The following is an 18857-nucleotide window of genomic DNA, read 5'->3' as shown; positions in this document are numbered from 1 at the left end:
CACACCCAACAACAACCCCACAAACGCAGAGCCACCACCAGGCAGTGAAAACACACGATCCACAAACAAGCCATGAACCACACCAAACACAGTGCAGGACACAACACTAAACCAAAACAAACAACAAAGTCAAATCGGATCAGCTGGAATCTGAATTCTTGGTTACCGGAAGCTGAACAGCTTCGGCAACAGAAGAACACTCTATCAGACAAGCTGATCAGAATGTCAATTCCGAGCTTGGTTATCTCGGTCACACGAAGTGCTGGTGGGCGGCGCCCTCCATTTTCGCTTTTACAGTGCGCACCGGCGAGGTGACGCTGCATTGACTCGGAGATTTCCGTGATCTAAATTTTGAAACAACTTTTAGTTCAGTTTCTGAACCGGATCAACAGCTTATCACGAAGTGATTCGAGCTTGTCAACTCCAGTCAGAAGTTGGAATCGCTATATATTTTTTCTAAAAAGAACTTCTGTGTCTCAGCGCTTCCCGTCTCCGGTCTGCCCTGGGCACGAGAGATAACTATACACAGATATTTTTGGAACACAAAACTGACGTACTGCCTTCTCGTATGGTCGTTATAGTCTTGTTCTTGTCTCGGACGTTCCGTTTATTCACCTTGTGTGCATACTGCGTTCAACAGGCTGTGACCGACGTCTCTAAAAGAGTCGTGTTTTAAAGAGGAAACGGGTGGAAGCTCATCTAGCTTCCACCCGCAAGTACTGAATATGTCCGTTACTGCAACAACGTCCTGTCTGACACGGTCGCATTCTTGATATTCGTGAACTGTGCCAAAAGATCTTCAACCGTCATAGAAGATTTTTCTGTTCCAGACACATCCAAGATGATTCGCCCCTCGTGCATCATGATCAACCGGTTCCCCACTTCAAGGGCTTGACCCATGTTGTGAGTAACCATCAACGTGGTCAATTCTTGTTCGGCTACGACCTTTTCCGTCAGATCTGTGACAAGGCGTGCCCGTTCTGGATCAAGTGCTGCGGTGTGCTCATCGAGTAGCAGGATCTTGGGTTGTGAAAAAGTTGCCATCAATAACGACAACGCTTGGCGCTGTCCACCAGAAAGTAAACCAACTTTTGCACTCAGACGGTTTTCCAGTCCAAGTTCTAACACTTGGAGTTCGTCTGCAAATCGCGTTCTCTTAGCTTTCGTGATCCCAGAAGCCAAGCCACGCCGCATCCCCCGACGTTCAGCTAAAGCCATATTTTGTTCAATGGTGAGATCTGGAGCGGTCCCCGCCATCGGATCTTGAAAGACACGGCCCACATACGTGGCACGTTTGTAATCTTTCATTCGGGTGACGTTTCTGCCTGCGATATCGACAATCCCGGTATCTGGGCTGACCTTGCCTGCGATCGTGTTTAGCACGGTCGACTTTCCAGCACCGTTGGATCCGATGACCGTCACAAAATCCCCGTTGCCGAGTTCGAGATCAATGTTGGATAGTGCCACACGCTCGTTGACGGAGTTCGGAAAGAACGTCTTGTTCACGTTTTGCAGCTTAAGCATCGGTGGCCTCCTTCAGCTCAGGTTTGGATTCGTAGATTCTCTCGGATTTCTTTGGACCCCGCCGGATCCGCCACTTCGGTAGGAGGAGGGCGATCACTACGATAATTGCCGAGATAAGTCGCATATCATTTGGATTGAATCCGACAGCGAGTGCTCCCTGCACCGCTGCGCGATAAATGATTGACCCAAGCACCACCGCAGTCGTGGCGATGAGCACCTCTTTGTTGCGGGTCCCGAAGAGCACCCGACCAACAGCGGTATCCGCAAAGCGCGCGACGAGTCGGTTGTTGAAAATCGCTTGGCCCAGAATGACCGAGGCGAGACCGACCAGGATCAATCCGATACCCATCGAGATATCTGATGAGCCTTGTTTTTGTGCGATGAAGGCACCCGCCATGCCGACCAACCCATTCGATACGGCCAGGCCCACAATTTTCATCGTGTCCGTCGAGACGCCAAAGGAGCGCACCATTTCCTCGTTATCACCGGTGGCTTGGAGCCCTAGCCCCATATCGGTACCGAGGAACCAGTCCAGCAGCATCTTGATGATCAACACGATCACGGCAAGAACGAGAATCAGTGTCCAGTCGGTAATGCCGTTTTCGTTGAACCAGGTGTATAACGTTTCATTGCCTAGCAGCGGGACATTGGCGCGGTCGCCCATAATACGAAGGTTGATGGAATACAGGGCAAGCATCGTCAAAATCCCGGCAAGCAACGGGTTGATTCCACCCTTTGCATGCAAAAGTCCAGTAACTATACCGGCGAGTCCTCCCGCAACGAATGCCGCGCCCATCGCGAGGAGCGGGTTGAGGTCGTAGTTCACCATCAGGATTGCCGCTGTTGCCGCGCCAGTTGTAAACGACTGGTCGACCGTGAGGTCGGGAAAATTCAGAATGCGGAAGGTCAGATAGACGCCAAGGGCCATGATGGCATATATGAGACCGAGTTCTAATGTCACGATCATAACGGGACGGACTTACCTTTCAGGAGGTGCAGTAAACGGGCCCGGGCAGTCTGCGCTGTCCCAGGCCCGTCTATAGTTTTGCAGGTTATTGAAGTTGGCGCGAATTACTCGTCAGAATCGTCCTCGTCGCCTTCACTCTCTGTTTCGACGACTTCACCTTCGTCGAGCAGTTCTTGTGGGATTTCGACACCCATCTGCTCGGCAGCTTCTGTGTTGAAGGTGTACTGCATCGAGTCTTCACTCGCGGTGACGGTCGGCATATCGGCCAGTTCGCCATCACCAGTGATAATGTCGACGACCATTTCGCCTGCTTGGCGCCCCTGTTCGTAGTAGTTAATCCCGTAGGTGCCAATGGTGCCGCGTGCTACGGAATCGGATTCAGCAGCAAAGACAGGAATCTGGTTGTCGATACCGTAGGAAATGACGGTTTCCAGACCCGACACCACGGTATTATCAGTCGGCACGTAGATCGCGTCGATATTAGAGAACGATTCGACACCCTGAGCTACTTCCGATGTGTTGGTCACCGCGACTTTTTGAATTTCAACGCCCAGTGATTCGGCTGCTTCATTGGCTGCCTCAACCTGAACCACCGAGTTGGATTCTGCTGACGAGTATGGAACACCAATCACTTCGACATCACCAACGACATCGAGGATGAGCTGAAGCTGTTCCTCTACTGGGTTCATATCTGACACACCGGTGATATTCTCGCCGGGTGTGTCCCAGTCAGGTACCAGCCCGGCATCGACGGGATCGGTGACCGCCGCAAAGATTATGGGCGTCTCGGGGATGGAGGTAGCTGCGGCGATGGCGACCGGGGTAGCGATCGCAGCAACCGCATCCAAGTTGTCGTCCTGAGCGAAGCTACCAATGATGTTGTTCATAGTTGCTTGATCGGCCTGAGCATTTTGCGCTTCGACTTCGATGTCGGCATCGGCCTCATCGAAAACATCTTGCATGCCCTCTGCGCTTGCGTCCAACGAGGCGTGTGAGACATATTGGGCCAAGCCCACGGTGTATTCGCCGTCGCCGTTGCCCTCGCCCCCGTTGTCATCAGAGCCGCAAGCGGTCAACAACAGACCAGCAGCTGCAGCGGTCGCCGTTGTTTTCAGCAGGGTGTTCCTTTTCATTTTTACTCCAACTCTCGACTTATGTGAGTGATGTGCCTTGTGTCCTACGCAACAATCTCGCAGGCTCACACAATCTTATGCCGAAGTCGGGCAATTTCGTAAAGTGTGATGCCAGCCGCCAACGAAGCGTTGAGGGACTCGAGTTCGGAGGAGATAGGAATCGATACTATTTGGTCGACTTTTTCTGAGACGAGGCGAGACAAACCGCTGCCTTCCGACCCCACGACCACACACAACGGATCGGTTGCTAACGGAAGATCGGTGACGGATTGCTCTCCGTCTCCGTCAAGCCCGATGGTAAACAGTCCGGCGTTCTTATATTCATCAAGGGCTTGATTCAGATTGGTCACTTGACCCACGGGAACACGAGCTGCCGCACCGGCCGAGGTCTTCCACACGGTGGAGTTCACGCCGACGGCGCGTCGGGACGGGATGATGACGCCATCGGCCTGGAATGCGGAAGCCGAGCGCAGAATGGCGCCGAGGTTGTGCGGATCGGTAATGGAGTCCAATGCGATCACGAGCGGTGGTGTCCGGCGGTAGCCGTTATTCCAGTCCGACATCAGTCCGGTGACCAGCTCGATTCCGTTTTCGTATTCATACGGTGGCACTTGGAGTGCTATGCCCTGGTGCCGAGCATTATCGGTGACCCTGGCCAACTGGGCTTCGGTTGCTTCCAAGACGGGGATACCGCGGTTTGCAGCCAGTCGAACCGAGTTCCGAATCCTATCGTCCATTTCAACGCCGATGGACACATACAACGTCGAGGCAGGGATTTCCGCTTCGAGTGCTTCCACAACGGGATTTCGGCCTGCCACAGCGTCGCCGGTTGGGGCCGACTTTTTCTGCCGTGTGGCGGGTGGCCGATACCCTTTATGCCAGGTACGGTCCGAGGCTTTCGGGGTTGGGCCACGTCCGGCCAGCTTCCGGCGGCCTTGGCCGCCGGAGCCTTTGGTTGGGCCCTTTTTCTTTGGGGATCCACTGCGACGAGAACTCATTTGCTCGTCCTTTCTGATTGGAAAAGTTTTAGGTTTGGTTTGTTACCGACCAGGTTGCACCATCGGCAGCGTCTTTGACTACGATGCCTGCTGCAGCGAGCTGATCTCGAATAGCATCAGCGGTGGCCCAGTCTTTCGCATGGCGCGCCTGTGCACGCGCGGTGATTTGTGCTTGCACGAGTTCATCCAGCGCCCGGTAGGTTGCAGAATTTGCATCATCCTTCGCTTCTTGCGCTGAATCCAGCCCAAGCACAGCAACCATGGTGTTGACCTGCTCCATATACTCGTGGACGGTCTCATGCTGACCGGCGTCGAGTGCGGCATTGCCCGCACGGACGGTGGCGTGTAAAACCGCCAGCGCTTCGGGCACGTTGAGATCATCTTCCATGGCTTCAGTAAAGGCATTGGGCACATTGCCTTTCCCGGCGGTTACGGCGAGTGTTTCGGCCGCACGGCTCTGGAATGTTTCAATGCGTTCCAGTGCCGTCTGCGCTTCCGATAATGCTGACGGATGATAGTCCAGTTGGGAACGGTAGTGCGCTTGTCCCAAAAAGTAGCGCACCGCCCCTGGTCGGGCCATCGTCAGCATTTGTTCTGGTGACACAGTGTTGCCCACGGATTTGGACATTTTTTCACCTTCGGCGGTGACCAACCCGTTATGCATCCAGAAATTGGCAAACTCATCGCCTGCTGCACTGGATTGTGCCAGCTCGTTCTCGTGGTGTGGGAACCGCAGATCGAGTCCTCCACCGTGGATATCGAAGTGGGTGCCCAAATATTTTGTCGCCATGGCCGAGCATTCAATGTGCCACCCCGGGCGTCCCACTCCCCATGGAGAATCCCAAGCTGCCCCGTGCGGATCGGCCTCTAGTGCGGATTTCCACAGCGCAAAGTCGCGTGGATCTTTTTTGCCTCGGGGTGGGGCATCGTCGGCATCCTGCATCATTTCGACGGATTGATGGGTCAGGGCACCGTAGTCGGGCCACGATTTCACGTCGAAGTACACATCGGCTGAATCATCGAGTGCCGGGTACGCGTGACCGGCATCAATGAGGCGTTGAATCAGTGTGATCATTTCGGGAATATGACCCGTGGCACGTGGCTCGTAGCTCGGTCGGCGCACACCGAGTGCGGCATAAGCCGACGCGAATGCATTTTCGAAGCGGTAAGCAAGCGCCCACCACGGTTCTCGTGCCGGATAATTATCGGTCGCGACGAAATCCGTCGTATAGGATTCCTCAGATCTGGACAAAATCTTGTCGTCGATATCGGTGACGTTGCGCACCAACGTGACCTTATTGCCGGCATATTCTAGCCAACGGACCAGGATGTCGAAGACCACGGCAGAGCGGATGTGACCGACGTGCGGCCTGCCTTGCACGGTTGCGCCACAGTAATATACCGAGACCTCTCCGGCATGGATCGGTGTGAAGTCCCGGATGGCCCCGGTGGCGGTATCATAAAATCGTTGTCCCACGCTGCACGATTTTAGCTCAGTGTGATTGTTCCGGGGTAATTTCTCAGATACGCATCGAGTATGTCGGTAGCGTTGCACGCTATTCGGGTGGCTCATCTGCGAGATATGTTGTCGTAAAGTAGCTTCCATTTAGGCATATGCGATAACCTCGTGAAGAAAGCTACTTGCATCATCGGCGCTTGTGCGCCCGGTGCACGGTACAACATCACCTCTAGCGCACCTTATTCTTACGAGGAGAACCATCGTGAAGGTCAACAACACTCGCCGGAACGTATTTGCCGGCCTGGCGGTGGCTGCCATCTTGGGCACCACGGGTTGTTCTGTCGTCAACCCGCAGGCAACGACGTTTGAGTATGCGCCGTCCGACGGCACCCAAACCACTGTTGCCGGAGACGAAGCTGCTGACGCCAATTCTGATCACGTTCGGCTGGTGAACATTGGTGTCATCACGAACTCCGCCGACGAGCCCGGCCGTCTGATGGGCAGCATTGACAACCGTTCAGATAGCAACCAGACGGTTGACTTGGAGATCAATAACCAAACGTTGTCCTTCTCACTTGATGCCGGAGAGATCCTCAAGCTTGATGATGAAGAAGTCATCGTGGATTCGGTCGGCACCGAACCAGGCTTGCTAGCAGAGGGCGTCGCCTCAGCCTTCGGCAACGAAAGCGAGTTCAACGTATCGGTCCTGCCACCAACGCTCGAAGAGTACCGTGAGCTCTACCCCGGTGACGTTGATGTTGAAGAACAGATCGAGCACCTGTACGAATTTCAAGGTCAGCACCACGACGAGGAATAAGGCATAGACCTTACGAAACAGTGCTGGCCGGTCCATTTGGACCGGCCAGCACTGTTTTATGGGTGGTGTTTATGCTTCGAATTTGTATCCGAGCCCACGCACGGTCATGAGGTACCGCGGTGACGATGGGTCTGGTTCAATCTTGGAACGCAACCGCTTGATGTGGACATCCAGCGTCTTGGTATCCCCTACATAACCCGGTCCCCAAACGCGGTCGATCAGCTGCCCGCGGGTCATCACGCGCCCGGCATTGCGCAGCAGCATCTCTAACAGGTCGAATTCTTTGAGCGGCATCGTGATGTCGGCGCCACCAACGGCCACCACGTGTCGTTCTACATCCATACGCACCGGGCCTGCTGAGACGGTGTCTGGGATGAGCTCATCGGCATCAGCATTGCGACGCATCACGGCGCGAATACGAGCGATCAATTCACGGGCCGAATACGGTTTGGTCACATAATCATCTGCACCGAGTTCGAGCCCGACCACCTTGTCGACCTCGCCGTCCTTGGCGGTGAGCATGATGACCGGTACTTGTGAATCCTGCCGAATTTGACGGATCACATCGGTCCCGGGTTGTCCAGGCAACATCAAATCCAATAGCACCAGATCGGAGCCATTGCGATCGAATTCTTCTACCGCTTCCACGCCGTCGGCGACGACGGTCACCTCATATCCTTCCCGTTGCAACAAGTACGACAGGGGGTCCGAGATTGAAGGTTCGTCTTCAACGACGAGAATCCGAGTCATCAGTATTTTCCTTTTCCTTCAGCAGGGGTATGTGAATCAGTATCCACGGTGTTCATATCCGGTTCAGTTCCTTCGGTGGCGGCCTCGTGTGCTTCTGGATCTAGTTCCGGAAGACGGATAATAAATGTCGATCCCTCGTCAAGGGCCGATTCCACCATGATTTCACCACCGTGATTCGAGATGGTGTGTTTGACGATGCTCAAGCCCAGCCCGGTACCACCGGTTGCTCGCGAGCGGGCCGAATCCACGCGATAGAATCGCTCGAAAATTCGCTCGCGATCCTCTTCAGCGATGCCGGTGCCCTGGTCACTCACCGATATGTGCACGACGTCTTCATGCTTGGTGACCTCAACCCACACCGTAGAGCCATCGGGTGAATACGTCACCGCGTTATCGATGAGATTCCGGATGGCTGTCATGAGCTGGTCATAATCGCCGAAGACCGAGAGCGCTTCGGGTTGCCGGTTGTGGATCGAGATGTCGCGAGCCGAGGCTTCCGTACGAACACGATCGATGGCCTCCGAAACCAGCCGTGTAATCTCAAGGGGTTCGGCAGTTTCGACAATATCCCGACCTTGGAGTCTCGACAGGGAAATCACATCTTGTACCAGCGCGCTGAGGCGGACCGACTCTATCGAGAGACGATTCGCAAAGTGTCTCACAGCCTCCGGATCGTCAGCAGCATCTTCAATTGCCTCCGCCAACAGGCTCATCGCGCCCACCGGGGTTTTCAGTTCGTGGGACACATTGGCAACGAAGTCATGACGAATCGCTTCGGTTCGATGTTGCTGGGAGCGGTCCTCGGCCATGATCACAATGTATTGATCCCCGATAGAAGCTGCGCGCAAATGCACGAGCCAGTGACCTTCGGCGGCTGTGACAGCAGGTATTTCGAAGCGAAAATCGTACAGTTGGCCCGCCGTACGGACCCGGGACGTGAGCTCCCCCAGTTGTTTATGACCCAGCTGGTTGCCACGGACTAGGCCGAAGGCATAGGCCGATGGGTTCGCACGCACCACCGTGTCCACCGCGTCGACAATGACATAGGCTTGCCCTACAACCGCGAGTACATCCAGCGCCCCATCCGGGATGGACTGCTCGTGGTCTGCCAGCCGCTCAATTTTTGAACGTGACGAGATCCGGAAGGCGACCATCGCACCCACCGTCACAATCACACCGGCCAAACCAAAGAGTACGGCCACAGAAACTAGACTTTCCACAGTTGTAACAGTACCCATACTTCGATGTCATCGTTGACCCTTTTTCGTCATTTGAGCCCTAATACATGTACTTGTCCGGCAAAATTCACCACTCGTTTACTTTTGTTGGTGACAGTGGACAATGTTGGGCAGGTACAGTTGGCCTGCAATCGTTCAATGTATCTACAAGGACTAATCACATGCGAAAACTCTTTATGGCCGAGATGGAGGCCGTAGGTGACCAGCTGCTCGAGATGGCCACCCTGGTAAATCGGGCTATGAAGCAAGCACGGGTAGCTCTGGAAACTCAGGATCTGCGTTTGGCTGAAGCGGTCATTACCCAGGACGCTCGAATCGACTACCTACAAAACGCGTTGGATGAACGCTCCATTGAACTGTTGTTATTGCAGTCCCCTGTTGCTACCGATCTGCGCGTACTGATCTCTGCGCTGCGTGTATCTTCGTCAATGGAGCGTATGGGAGATCTCGCGCGTCACGTTTCGGCGCTGACTCGGTTGCGTCACCCTGATCCGCTGATCCCTGAACCAAGCCAGGTTGAGGTGCAGGAGATGGCAGAGTTGACCGTTCAAATCGGTGAACGCCTCGAACAGTTGATGACGAACTACGACCTCACCCACGGTCGTGAAATCGTCAAGCTCAATAATGAGATCGACTTGCTGCACACCCGCATCATGACCTGTGTTCGTGATGACGAGTGGAAAATCGATGCTCGACAATCACAGGATCTGACTCTTCTGGTCATGCGTCTGGAACGTTTCGGCGACCACGCTGTCTCGATCAGCCGCAAGATCGCCTACCTGGTCACCGGTGAATGGGAACCACCGGTCATCTCATAGGACGTACGTGACCTAGATCGTCTGCGAAATCCGCCCACCACGCTGCTTGCCATTGCGCAACATCGGGGTGGGCGGCAACCTGTGTTTCCCCGGTAGCGCTGCCAATGGTCGTGACCGGGGAAATTCCATGGAGCGTGTTCGAAAACCAGACCGGAGCCTTTCGCGTAACCAATTCCTCAAGCGTCACCGGCTGTGTGGTCACCGTGATCCCCTGTGAGCGGGCATAGTCGGCAATTCTGCGCACAGAAATCGATGCTAATTGTCTCGATGCTTGGGACAAGACGAGATGGTCTACGCTGTGCCAGACCATCAGGGCCCCCGTCGTTGCTTCGTGTACGAATGTGCCATCGTGTAGGACGATATCATCGGCGGCTACTTCAGCCACGAGCCCGCGCATGAGGCTGATATCAGGTCCCTTGATTGTCGCGTAGGCTCGCGGATCCGTGTACGGCGGGATCCACAGTGAGGTCGTGTCTCGAGGTTGTGGGGCAGGCCGCACGACCAGCTCAATCCGCCAGCGTCCCCGATCTTGATGCAAGCTGATGCGCGGAAACAAGTCTTCTTGAGCTTTGGACCACTGCGCATAGAGCAGTCGCCGCAGTGCCACTTCAAATGTTTCCAGTTCTGCGGCGATGAGTACCTCTGATGGAGCATTTCGTGCTTGCAGTCCGGTGACAAACCGATGAATATGATCGGCCAAGCCCCAGGTGACGCCTCCTCGGACTCGCCAGGAGTCTGCGACCAGAATACGCTCGGCTGAAGGCTGCTCTATCGGCTCGAAGGCCTGGTTATTCCAGGTGTAATACGTTGGGATATCAGTCATAGGTATTCAGCAATGCTGTGCATTAACGAGCGTGCCTTGAGCCGTTTTTCCTGCTCCTCTGCCACCGGATCAGAATCCACGACGACCGCGCCACCAGCACCAATGGTGAGCTGTCCGTCAGCCATGACAATGCTGCGGATAATCACATTCAATTCGGCGGTATTATCGTCGCCCAGCCAGCCCATCGCACCGGAATAGATGCCGCGAGGCCCGGATTCCAGGGTATCGAGTGCTTCGAGGCTGGCCACTTTCGGTGCTCCGGTCATCGAGCCGCCGGGAAATACTGCTCTGAGTACTTCGGTTGCTGCGGTGTCGGGCAGTAATTGTCCAGTCACTGTCGTGACAAGTTGATGGACCGTGGCGAATGTTTCCACGTCCATCAGTTTCGGCACTCGTACCGATCCCGGTGTTGCAACGAGCGCCAGATCGTCTCGTAACAAGTCGGTGATCATCAGATTTTCTGACTGTATCTTTGCATCAACGGCCATCTGTGATGCCACCTCGGCATCAACTGCAGGGTCAGCGCTGCGCGCGACGGTGCCTTTGATGGGTTTGGATTCGATCGTGCCTGCCACGTCCACACTCAAAAACTTTTCGGGCGAGGCAGACAGCACTTCGACGGTGTCACCGAACGTGTTGAACCGAAGATAGCCGGCATAGGGTGCAGGGTTATTTGCTCGCAACCGCAAGTACAGTTCAAGCCCGTCGATGTCACCTGCGAGCATCGAAAATGTGTCGGTCAGACAAATACCAGCGGCATCGCCGGAACGCAGCATTGCTTGAATGGTGCGCACGTGTTGTTGATACTCGCGCGTCGTCAGGCCCCACGACCCATCAAATTCACTGTGCTCAGCACAAGCGGGAGCAACTGTCTCACCGAAGACCAATGTCTGTTCCAGGGCATCCAGCAGCATTGAGTCGCCGTAGGCAAACAGCATCGTGTGCTCATGTTGATGGTCATAGCGAAGAAATGCTTGAGGTCGAATCCAGTACGCGTCGGGGGTCGGTGCCTCCCAGACGTTCGTGTGGCCGGCCATGGTGGCCTGTTTCGCTTCATACCCGAGATAACCGACCCAGCCGCCAGTAAATCCGGGGATCTGCTCCATGTCGGCGGTGGGTTCCCATGCATGGTCGTGCAGGTAGTCCAGCACGTCCTGGACATGATGCGTCGTCTGCGTTGCGTTTGAGACGTCTAGCTGGTTCGTCGTGACATCCCAACGAACGGTTTGTGCTAGTTCCCCGCGGTTGGTCCCCATGATTGTCGTGTCACCTTGACCCAGGTGAGCTGCGGCAGAATCTAACCAGAATGCCGCCGTCGCGCCCTGTTGGAGCGCCGCAAACGTCGCGGCGGTGTCAAGCATCCCCGGAATTTCTCGTCTGAACCACTCCCGCGGTTGTTTCTTCGGTGCCAATGGTGAGCTATGCCGTACCTGTGCTTCCTGGCGCGGCGCTAGCGCCAGAAAGTTCTCGACCACGCGAGTGCCCTCGGTGGACTGCAGTGCTGCTGGGTCAGCATGGAGGCCCCAGTGGTTGGTCCCGTTGACTCGAAACGCAAGCACGGCATCATCGTCATCGACCGCATGGACACGAAATATCGCCGAATCCATGGTGGCCCATCGAGGCGAATGGTAGCTCGTCAGCTGGGCGCGTTGCGGCACGCCGGCAAAGATTCCGGTGTCGGTATGTCGGTGCGCCACCCGTTGCCCATAGTTCGGTTGGCCAGCTGCTGTTTCGGTGTGACTATACAGCCGGGCCAGTTGGTCAGCGCCAGATCCGATACCCAACACAGGCAGGTTCGGCACGGCCTGTAATGCCTGCAATTGAGCATCGGCGGTGCCATGACTGACCACCACGTGGGTGTAATCCGTCAGGTTGACCGTAGCCAGCTCGGCGGCGGGAACGATATCTACCGCCCCGAGCTGGTGTGCCAGAATCCTCGTGGTGAAACCGTGATTGTCAATGACGAGTATCATGCGCCGACCCCTGTTGGCGGGGTTACTTACCTTGGGCGGCGACGGCAGCAGCACCAGCTGCCGCGGCGTCTGGATCCAGAAAGCGTGCTGCGCCACGGGCTTTCATGTCTTCGCCGAGTTCGTAGGCGAAAGGTACACCGGTTGGTAGGTTGAGTTCGGCAATGGCGTCATCTGAAATGCCTTCCAGATGTTTCACGAGGGCGCGCAGGGAGTTTCCGTGGGCCACAATGAGCACGGTTTTGCCCGTGACCAGCTGAGGGACAATGTTGTCGTACCAGTACGGAATCAGGCGGGTGACCACGTCTTTGAGGCACTCAGTGCGTGGAATGTCCTCGCCGAGCATGGCGTATCGTTCATCACGGTACTGCGAGAATTCGTGGTCATCTTCGAGCATCGGTGGCGGGGTGTCATACGAGCGGCGCCAGGTCATGAACTTTTCTTCACCGTGTTCCGCACGGATTTCAGCCTTGTTCATGCCTTGTAGAGCCCCGTAGTGTCGCTCGTTGAGGCGCCAGCTGCGCTGAGTTGGAACCCACTGGCGGTCTGCAGCCTCGAGCGCCAAATTGGCGGTCGTGATTGCGCGGCGCAGCAATGAGGTATGCACGACATCGGGCAGCAAGTTTTCGTCTTTCAGGAGCTGACCGGCATGAGCCGCTTCAGTGCGGCCTTTATCGGTCAATGGGACGTCCACCCAACCGGTGAATTGATTCAGTTCATTCCACGTCGATTGGCCGTGGCGCAGTAAGACAAGTTTTGATGTTGTAGCCATGACGGTCACTTTACCCGGTTAGTGGCTCCACATATCGAATTCACGTTTGGGACCGGCCAAGTACACACCAGCGGCGACGATGGAGGCGAGCCCGAACAGCCCGATTTGACCACCGTAAAGCACGGTCAATGAGGCTGACCCGAGCCCAAAAATCAGCGCCCCACCGAGGATAAGCAGCCAGGTGGATTTCGTCAGGTTGGTGTGATTTTCAAACTTGTCCCCGGACCGGCGCGCGGCGTCAGCCATCGCCCAAATCACCATACCGGCTCCCACCAGTGCCAGGGCTGCCTGCAGGCCGTATTCAATCATCAACGCCAGTTGCAAAAAATCCATGAGGTTAGTCTAGTGGGTGGTACTAGGCTAGTGGGTGCATGCTGTCAGAAAGGTTGTGTCGTGACGGGGCTATTTGTGGTGCTTGAAGGCGCTGATGGGTCGGGCAAGTCGACCCAAGTTACGGCCGTGGCCGCGGCATTGAGCGCGGCAGGCCGAGAAATACTCGTCACGCGAGAACCGGGCGGTTCCGATGTTGCCGAAACATTACGCACTCTCGTGTTGGATCCGGCAACTGACATCGACGATATGACCGAGACCCTGATATTCGCTGCAGCTCGTTCCGATCACATCGCCAAAACCATCGCTCCGGCATTAGCTGGGGGCAAGATTGTGATTTCGGATCGGTTCGTCGGCTCGTCGATTGCGTATCAAAGCGCCGGACGCGGCGTCAGCGAAGAGGCCGTGGCCGATATTAACCGCTATGCCACCGGCGGGATGACTCCAGATGTCACCGTGGTACTCGACCTCGATGAAGCCGTGGCCGGGACGCGCCGTGATGATCGCGGCCAACTTGTCGACCGCATGGAGTCAGCCCCCGACGGTTTTCAAGATGCAGTCCGCGCATCGTTCCTGCACCAGGCCGAAGCCGCACCGCAACGGCACCTGGTCCTCGACGCTGCACAGCCGTCTGAGACCATCACCGCCCAGATTCTCACCCACCTAAAAACGCAACATGGAGTGCAACTGTAATGGCCAACCCAGTCTGGCAGTCCCTGGCAGGTCAACGCGCGGCAGTGGAACAGCTCTCGCATCCAGAAACCATCAGCGCCCCCACACACGCTTGGCTCTTCACCGGACCACCCGGTTCGGGCAGGTCGATGGCAGCGCGGGCGTTTGCACAAACCTTGCAATGCGAACAGTCTGATCTGAAGGACCGGGGCTGCGGCGCCTGCCAGGCCTGCGCGACAATTGCCGCCGGTACACACGCCGACGTCAATATTGTCACCACCGAAAAAGTTTCCTACGCCATCGAAGATGTCCGCGATCTGGTAGCAGCAGCGCATGATCGTCCATCGACGGGCCGCTGGCGGATCATCATTATCGAAGACGCTGACCGCATGACCGAACGTGCCACCAACGTGTTACTCAAAGCCATTGAGGAGCCGCCAGAGCGCACCATTTGGATGCTCTCGGCGCCGTCGCCAGCCGATGTGCTGGTGACCATTCGGTCGCGTACCCGACACATCAACCTGGTGATACCCTCTGTCGAGGATGTCGCACAGCTGCTCACCAACCGTGACGGCATCGAACCGCAGCTGGCCGAAACCTGCGCACGTGCCTCCCAATCACACGTAGGGGTGGCACGCTGGCTGGCCCGCTCGCCGCAAGCCCGTGAGCGTCGCGATATGATTGTGAATCTGCCATTGACAATTCGTTCTGCTTCAGCGGCGATGGAGTCTGCAGAGAATCTGCACAAGCTGGTCCAGGATGAAGCCGAATCCTCATCATCGGATCGTAATGCTGCAGAACGCGCCAACCTGTTGCGTTCTTTGGGCTTGAGCGAGGATGAAACCATTCCGCGAAAGTTGCGAGTTCACGTCCGACGCATGGAAGATAACCAAACCGCACGCAACCGCCGTGCCATCCACGACGCGCTGGATCGAGCCATGATAGATCTCTCCGGTATCTACCGGGACCTGCTCGTCCTGCATTTGTCCAAAGACTCCGCATTGATCAATGAACACCTCCGTCCAACGTTGGACGAATACAGTGCCAATGTGACCGCAGAACACTGCCTGGGTGCTTCAGAAGCGATCACGCTCGCTCGGAGACGACTTGCCGGCAACGTCCCCCCGTTACTCGCGCTGGAAGCGATGCTGTTAGCATTTATTCCTCGTACTCGTCGCCACGCCGCTCTCTAACCAGCCAAAGGAAAAGCCGTGTCAAAACCCACCCGAACCCTGGCTGCTCTGGGCGCTGCGGCAGCACTCATACTCACCGCCTGTACCCCCAACGACGGTCCTGAGCCCACCGAGCAAGATCAGGCTGAGTCCGCACCCGAGGGTCTGGAGGCCTTCTACGATCAAGACATTGCCTGGGAGGACTGTGAAGGACAAGACGCATTTGAGTGTGGGACCATCGAAGTACCGATGGACTATGAAAACCCGGATGATGCCACGATCGATATCCACCTAACACGGTCCGTCGAGACCGCCGATGCACAGCCTGTGTTATTTAATCCGGGCGGCCCCGGCGCATCGGGTATATCATTCGTGCAGAATTCGCTGGGTTCGATGCTCTCTGACAATTTGGCCGAGAATATTTCGGCCGTCGGTTTTGATCCACGTGGTGTCGGCGCGTCAGAACCCGTCGAGTGTCTGAGTGCGGAAGAATTCGACGAGTCGCGTGAGATCGTCTTGGATCCTTCCACCCCCGAAGGTTGGGAAACTTCGATTGAAGAAAACGAAGCCTATGCAGAGCAGTGTTTAGAACGCTCTGGCGACATCGTAGGATTTGTCGATACCGCATCGGCTGCAAAAGATATGGATGTCATCCGTGCCGCACTCGGTGCACCTCAGTTGGATTACTTTGGCATCTCCTATGGCACCAAACTTGGCGCCACCTACGCAGAACTCTTCCCAGAACAAGTCGGTCAGTTCGTGCTCGACTCCGTACTGGCACCATCTGCTGAAACACTCGAGGTAACCAAAGCTCAATCTGCAGGCTTTGAACAATCTCTGCGTGCCTGGGCCGACTGGTGTGCCGAAACTGCTGAGTGCAACGTCGGCGAAGATGATGACGCCGAGTCAGTGATGACGGCTGTGACGGATTTCATCGACCGGGTTGAAGACGAACCGCTGACATATCCCAATGGTCGAAGCCAACCAATTTCGGATGTATTCTTCGGTATTGTAACTCCACTGTACTCGCGTGACAGCTGGGAATTACTTGCATTGGCGTTTGAACAAGGCATCGAAAATGACTATGCGAGTTCTCAATATCAGCCCCTGTTTTTGGTTTTTGCGGATGCGTACCACGGCCGTGATCAGGCCGGTGAGTACTCGAATGACACAGCAGCTTTCAATGCCATTAATTGCCTGGACTACACCGGCAGCAACAAAACCTATGAGCAAGCCGATGCAGAGGCCGAAGAAATCGCTGCCGATGCACCGATCTTTGGACCATATATGTCCTATTCCACCGGATGTAACGGCTGGCCAGTCGATCCTGCCGAACCTATCGGCGATACGGTAGCCGAGGGGTCCGACCCAATTGTGGTAACCAACCTGACTTCAGATCCAGCGACCCCGATCCACTTCTCACACGAGCTTGCGGATGAACTCGACAACAGCATTCACATCACGGTGGAAGGTGAAGGCCACGGAGCTTACTCCCCTGACAACGAGTGCATCGTCGAAGCCATCGACAACTACATTCTCAACGATGAGCTGCCCGAAGACGGCATGGTGTGTGCGTAAAGTTCCAGTGCATTTTGACCAATGGGTTCTCAACTGGCTATGATCTCATATCGGACTACGTTGCAAAACGTTGTCTGATGCCGACTTAGCTCAGCTGGTAGAGCAGCTCCCTCGTAAAGAGCAGGTCACCGGTTCAAATCCGGTAGTCGGCTCTCGTCACTTGAAGAGGTATGCCCCGGTTCCATGCGTTTCGCAGGAGCCGGGGCATTTTTCTTACCTGGGGGATCGTTATTTCTCGGTGACGGGCTTATCCTCTGCCTGTCCCTCGGTCTCGTTCTGCGCTTCTTGAGCCGCGTCTTCCACATCGGTGGCTGGACGAACGGGGCGAGATCCTTTGATGAAGAAGGCACTGATGAAGCCGACAAACGCGACCGCAGTGGCAACGATAAAGGAGACATTGACCCCGTGGACAAGTCCGTCATCTCCGTGCTGCACTGGATCCAGAGCAGCACCGGTCATGACCGTCACTAGTACTGCAGTACCTACCGATGCCGCCACTTGTCGCATCGTATTATTGAGGGCGGTGCCGTGCGGGATCATGCGTTGTGGTAGCTGGTTCAAGGCTGCGGTAGTGACGGGCATAATCACCATGGCCGTACCGAACATGCGCACAGCATTCACTACAGCCAAATACGTGAACGTGGTCGCGGGCGTTAATGTGGTGAACATAAACGTGGTGACGGTCAGTAACGCGAAGCCGGTAATTGCTAGCCACTTCGCCCCAATACGGTCAAAGATTCGTCCGGTGACCGGTGACATCAGACCCATGATGACTGCACCTGGCAGCAGCATCAGCCCAGATTCCGTTGCGGTGAAGCCGGCCATATTCTGCATGTACAGCGGCAGAATGATCATCCCGCCGATCATGGCGATGAACACTGCCATGCCGAGCAGGGTGTTCAGCGTGAACATAGTGTATTTCAGAATGCGCAGTTCCAACATTGGTTCTTCCAATATCAGCTGACGCCAGATGAATAGGCCCAGAGTGATGACACCGATGGCCAATGGGACCATGACTTCGTAGCTGACCCAACCGGTGTTTCCTGCACTCCCGAAGCCAAAGAGGAGACCGCCAAAGGCTAATGACGACAATACGATGGACAGCGAGTCCAGTTTCGGATTCGTTCGTTCGGTGACATTATCCAAGATGAAGTACGCGATAATCAGGTCGATCACCGCGATCGGCAGCATCATTATGAACAGGGTTTCCCAGGGGAAATGTTCGACGATCCAGCCCGACAAGCTTGGGCCAATAGCGGGTGCAAATGAGATGACCAACCCGAAGGTACCCATCGCTTGACCGCGTTTGTCCATCGGGAAAATCGCGAACAGAATGGTTTGCATCAGCGGAATAATGATTCCGCCGCCAGCAGCTTGCACGAAACGACCTGCTAGCAGGACCGAGTAGGTTGGCGCGAGGATCGCAAGAATCGTGCCAAGACTAAACAGGCCCATTGCCGTAAAGAACAAACTTCGCGTGGAAAATTTCTGGACGAGAAATGCGGTGACAGGGATCATAATGCCGTTGACGAGCATGAAGATCGTGGTCACCCACTGCGCTGAGTTGGCAGTGATGTCAAAATCGAGCATCAAGGCTGGCAGTGCGGTGTTCATCAGCGTCTGGTTCAGGATGATGACGAATGCGCCCGATACGAGCACAGCTAAGACCACGTTGCGGTTGATCGGCTTTTTGCGCTTCGATTCGGCTTTTGACAGTTTCGTGCGCTCGTACTGCGCCTGGTTGTACCGACTTTCTACCGTCGGTATAGAGCCGGTAACTTCGCTAGCCAATCGGGGTCATCTCTCCTCTAAGTCGTCGCATTCCAAAGTCCATAT

General features: G+C 55.6%; 17 protein-coding genes and 1 tRNA gene. 6 read left to right on the top strand and 12 right to left on the bottom strand.

The annotated features are described in order from the left end of the window. Positions 1 to 732 precede the first annotated feature (732 nt). The 5 genes from ACYVJT_RS05180 to cysS form a co-directional block, all read right to left on the bottom strand. Entirely contained in the window at positions 733 to 1524 is a 792-nt protein-coding gene (locus ACYVJT_RS05180; protein ID WP_343956634.1) for an ABC transporter ATP-binding protein, read from the bottom strand. Then, positions 1517 to 2491 (bottom strand): ABC transporter permease, encoded by a 975-nt coding sequence (locus tag ACYVJT_RS05175; protein WP_343956633.1) that lies wholly within the window; start codon positions 2489 to 2491, stop codon positions 1517 to 1519. The genes ACYVJT_RS05180 and ACYVJT_RS05175 overlap by 8 nt, the downstream gene beginning before the upstream one ends. A gap of 104 nt (positions 2492 to 2595) precedes the next feature. Further along, positions 2596 to 3624: an ABC transporter substrate-binding protein gene (locus ACYVJT_RS05170; protein ID WP_343956632.1), complete on the bottom strand. Its 1029-nt coding sequence runs from the start codon at positions 3622 to 3624 to the stop codon at positions 2596 to 2598. Between the two features lie 65 nt (positions 3625 to 3689). Then, a complete protein-coding gene (rlmB, locus tag ACYVJT_RS05165) occupies positions 3690 to 4622 on the bottom strand; it encodes a 23S rRNA (guanosine(2251)-2'-O)-methyltransferase RlmB (RefSeq protein WP_499418156.1) in 933 nt (310 codons plus the stop codon). 28 nt (positions 4623 to 4650) lie between these two features. Beyond that, positions 4651 to 6099, bottom strand: a complete 1449-nt coding sequence (gene cysS, locus ACYVJT_RS05160; RefSeq protein ID WP_343956630.1) for a cysteine--tRNA ligase — start codon at positions 6097 to 6099, stop codon at positions 4651 to 4653. Between the two features lie 244 nt (positions 6100 to 6343). Here cysS and ACYVJT_RS05155 point away from each other — a divergent pair, with 244 nt between their 5' ends. Further along, complete coding sequence (locus tag ACYVJT_RS05155) at positions 6344 to 6898, top strand: hypothetical protein (RefSeq protein WP_343956629.1); 555 nt, start codon at positions 6344 to 6346, stop codon at positions 6896 to 6898. A gap of 69 nt (positions 6899 to 6967) precedes the next feature. Here the strand turns inward: ACYVJT_RS05155 and ACYVJT_RS05150 are convergent, their stop codons facing one another. Both ACYVJT_RS05150 and ACYVJT_RS05145 read right to left on the bottom strand, forming a co-directional pair. Next, positions 6968 to 7648 (bottom strand): response regulator, encoded by a 681-nt coding sequence (locus tag ACYVJT_RS05150; RefSeq protein WP_343956628.1) that lies wholly within the window; start codon positions 7646 to 7648, stop codon positions 6968 to 6970. Continuing rightward, positions 7648 to 8868: a sensor histidine kinase gene (locus ACYVJT_RS05145; protein WP_343956627.1), complete on the bottom strand. Its 1221-nt coding sequence runs from the start codon at positions 8866 to 8868 to the stop codon at positions 7648 to 7650. Before ACYVJT_RS05145 ends, ACYVJT_RS05150 begins: the two co-directional genes overlap by 1 nt. A 179-nt stretch (positions 8869 to 9047) precedes the next feature. On the opposite strand from ACYVJT_RS05145, the gene phoU reads away from it, so the two are divergent. Next, positions 9048 to 9704: a phosphate signaling complex protein PhoU gene (gene phoU / locus ACYVJT_RS05140; RefSeq protein ID WP_343956626.1), complete on the top strand. Its 657-nt coding sequence runs from the start codon at positions 9048 to 9050 to the stop codon at positions 9702 to 9704. Here the strand turns inward: phoU and ACYVJT_RS05135 are convergent. The 4 genes from ACYVJT_RS05135 to ACYVJT_RS05120 are packed head-to-tail and all read right to left on the bottom strand — an operon-like array spanning position 9694 to position 13602. Beyond that, entirely contained in the window at positions 9694 to 10527 is an 834-nt protein-coding gene (locus ACYVJT_RS05135) for an aminotransferase class IV (RefSeq protein ID WP_343956625.1), read from the bottom strand. The genes phoU and ACYVJT_RS05135 overlap by 11 nt on opposite strands. Further along, positions 10524 to 12500 (bottom strand): chorismate-binding protein, encoded by a 1977-nt coding sequence (locus ACYVJT_RS05130; protein WP_343956624.1) that lies wholly within the window; start codon positions 12498 to 12500, stop codon positions 10524 to 10526. The genes ACYVJT_RS05135 and ACYVJT_RS05130 overlap by 4 nt, the downstream gene beginning before the upstream one ends. Positions 12501 to 12522: 22 nt before the next feature. Then, a complete protein-coding gene (locus ACYVJT_RS05125; RefSeq protein WP_343956623.1) occupies positions 12523 to 13269 on the bottom strand; it encodes a phosphoglyceromutase in 747 nt (248 codons plus the stop codon). An 18-nt stretch (positions 13270 to 13287) separates the two neighbouring features. After that, a complete protein-coding gene (locus tag ACYVJT_RS05120) occupies positions 13288 to 13602 on the bottom strand; it encodes a DUF2516 family protein (protein WP_343956622.1) in 315 nt (104 codons plus the stop codon). Positions 13603 to 13662: 60 nt separating this feature from the next. Here ACYVJT_RS05120 and tmk point away from each other — a divergent pair, with 60 nt between their 5' ends. The 4 genes from tmk (at position 13663) to ACYVJT_RS05100 (ending at position 17173) form a co-directional block, all read left to right on the top strand. Further along, positions 13663 to 14292: a dTMP kinase gene (tmk, locus tag ACYVJT_RS05115; protein ID WP_343956621.1), complete on the top strand. Its 630-nt coding sequence runs from the start codon at positions 13663 to 13665 to the stop codon at positions 14290 to 14292. Next, complete coding sequence (locus tag ACYVJT_RS05110) at positions 14292 to 15464, top strand: DNA polymerase III subunit delta' (RefSeq protein WP_343956620.1); 1173 nt, start codon at positions 14292 to 14294, stop codon at positions 15462 to 15464. The genes tmk and ACYVJT_RS05110 overlap by 1 nt, the downstream gene beginning before the upstream one ends. 18 nt (positions 15465 to 15482) lie before the next feature. Further along, positions 15483 to 17021 (top strand): alpha/beta hydrolase, encoded by a 1539-nt coding sequence (locus tag ACYVJT_RS05105; protein ID WP_343956619.1) that lies wholly within the window; start codon positions 15483 to 15485, stop codon positions 17019 to 17021. 79 nt (positions 17022 to 17100) lie between these two features. After that, positions 17101 to 17173 (top strand) — tRNA-Thr (locus tag ACYVJT_RS05100). Positions 17174 to 17249: 76 nt separating this feature from the next. On the opposite strand, the gene ACYVJT_RS05095 is transcribed toward ACYVJT_RS05100, so the two are convergent. Next, a complete protein-coding gene (locus ACYVJT_RS05095; RefSeq protein WP_343956618.1) occupies positions 17250 to 18812 on the bottom strand; it encodes an MDR family MFS transporter in 1563 nt (520 codons plus the stop codon). Positions 18813 to 18857: the final 45 nt, after the last annotated feature.

It is taken from the genome of Yaniella soli, from assembly GCF_054782375.1.
This window is presented reverse-complemented; position numbering and strand designations above follow the sequence as displayed.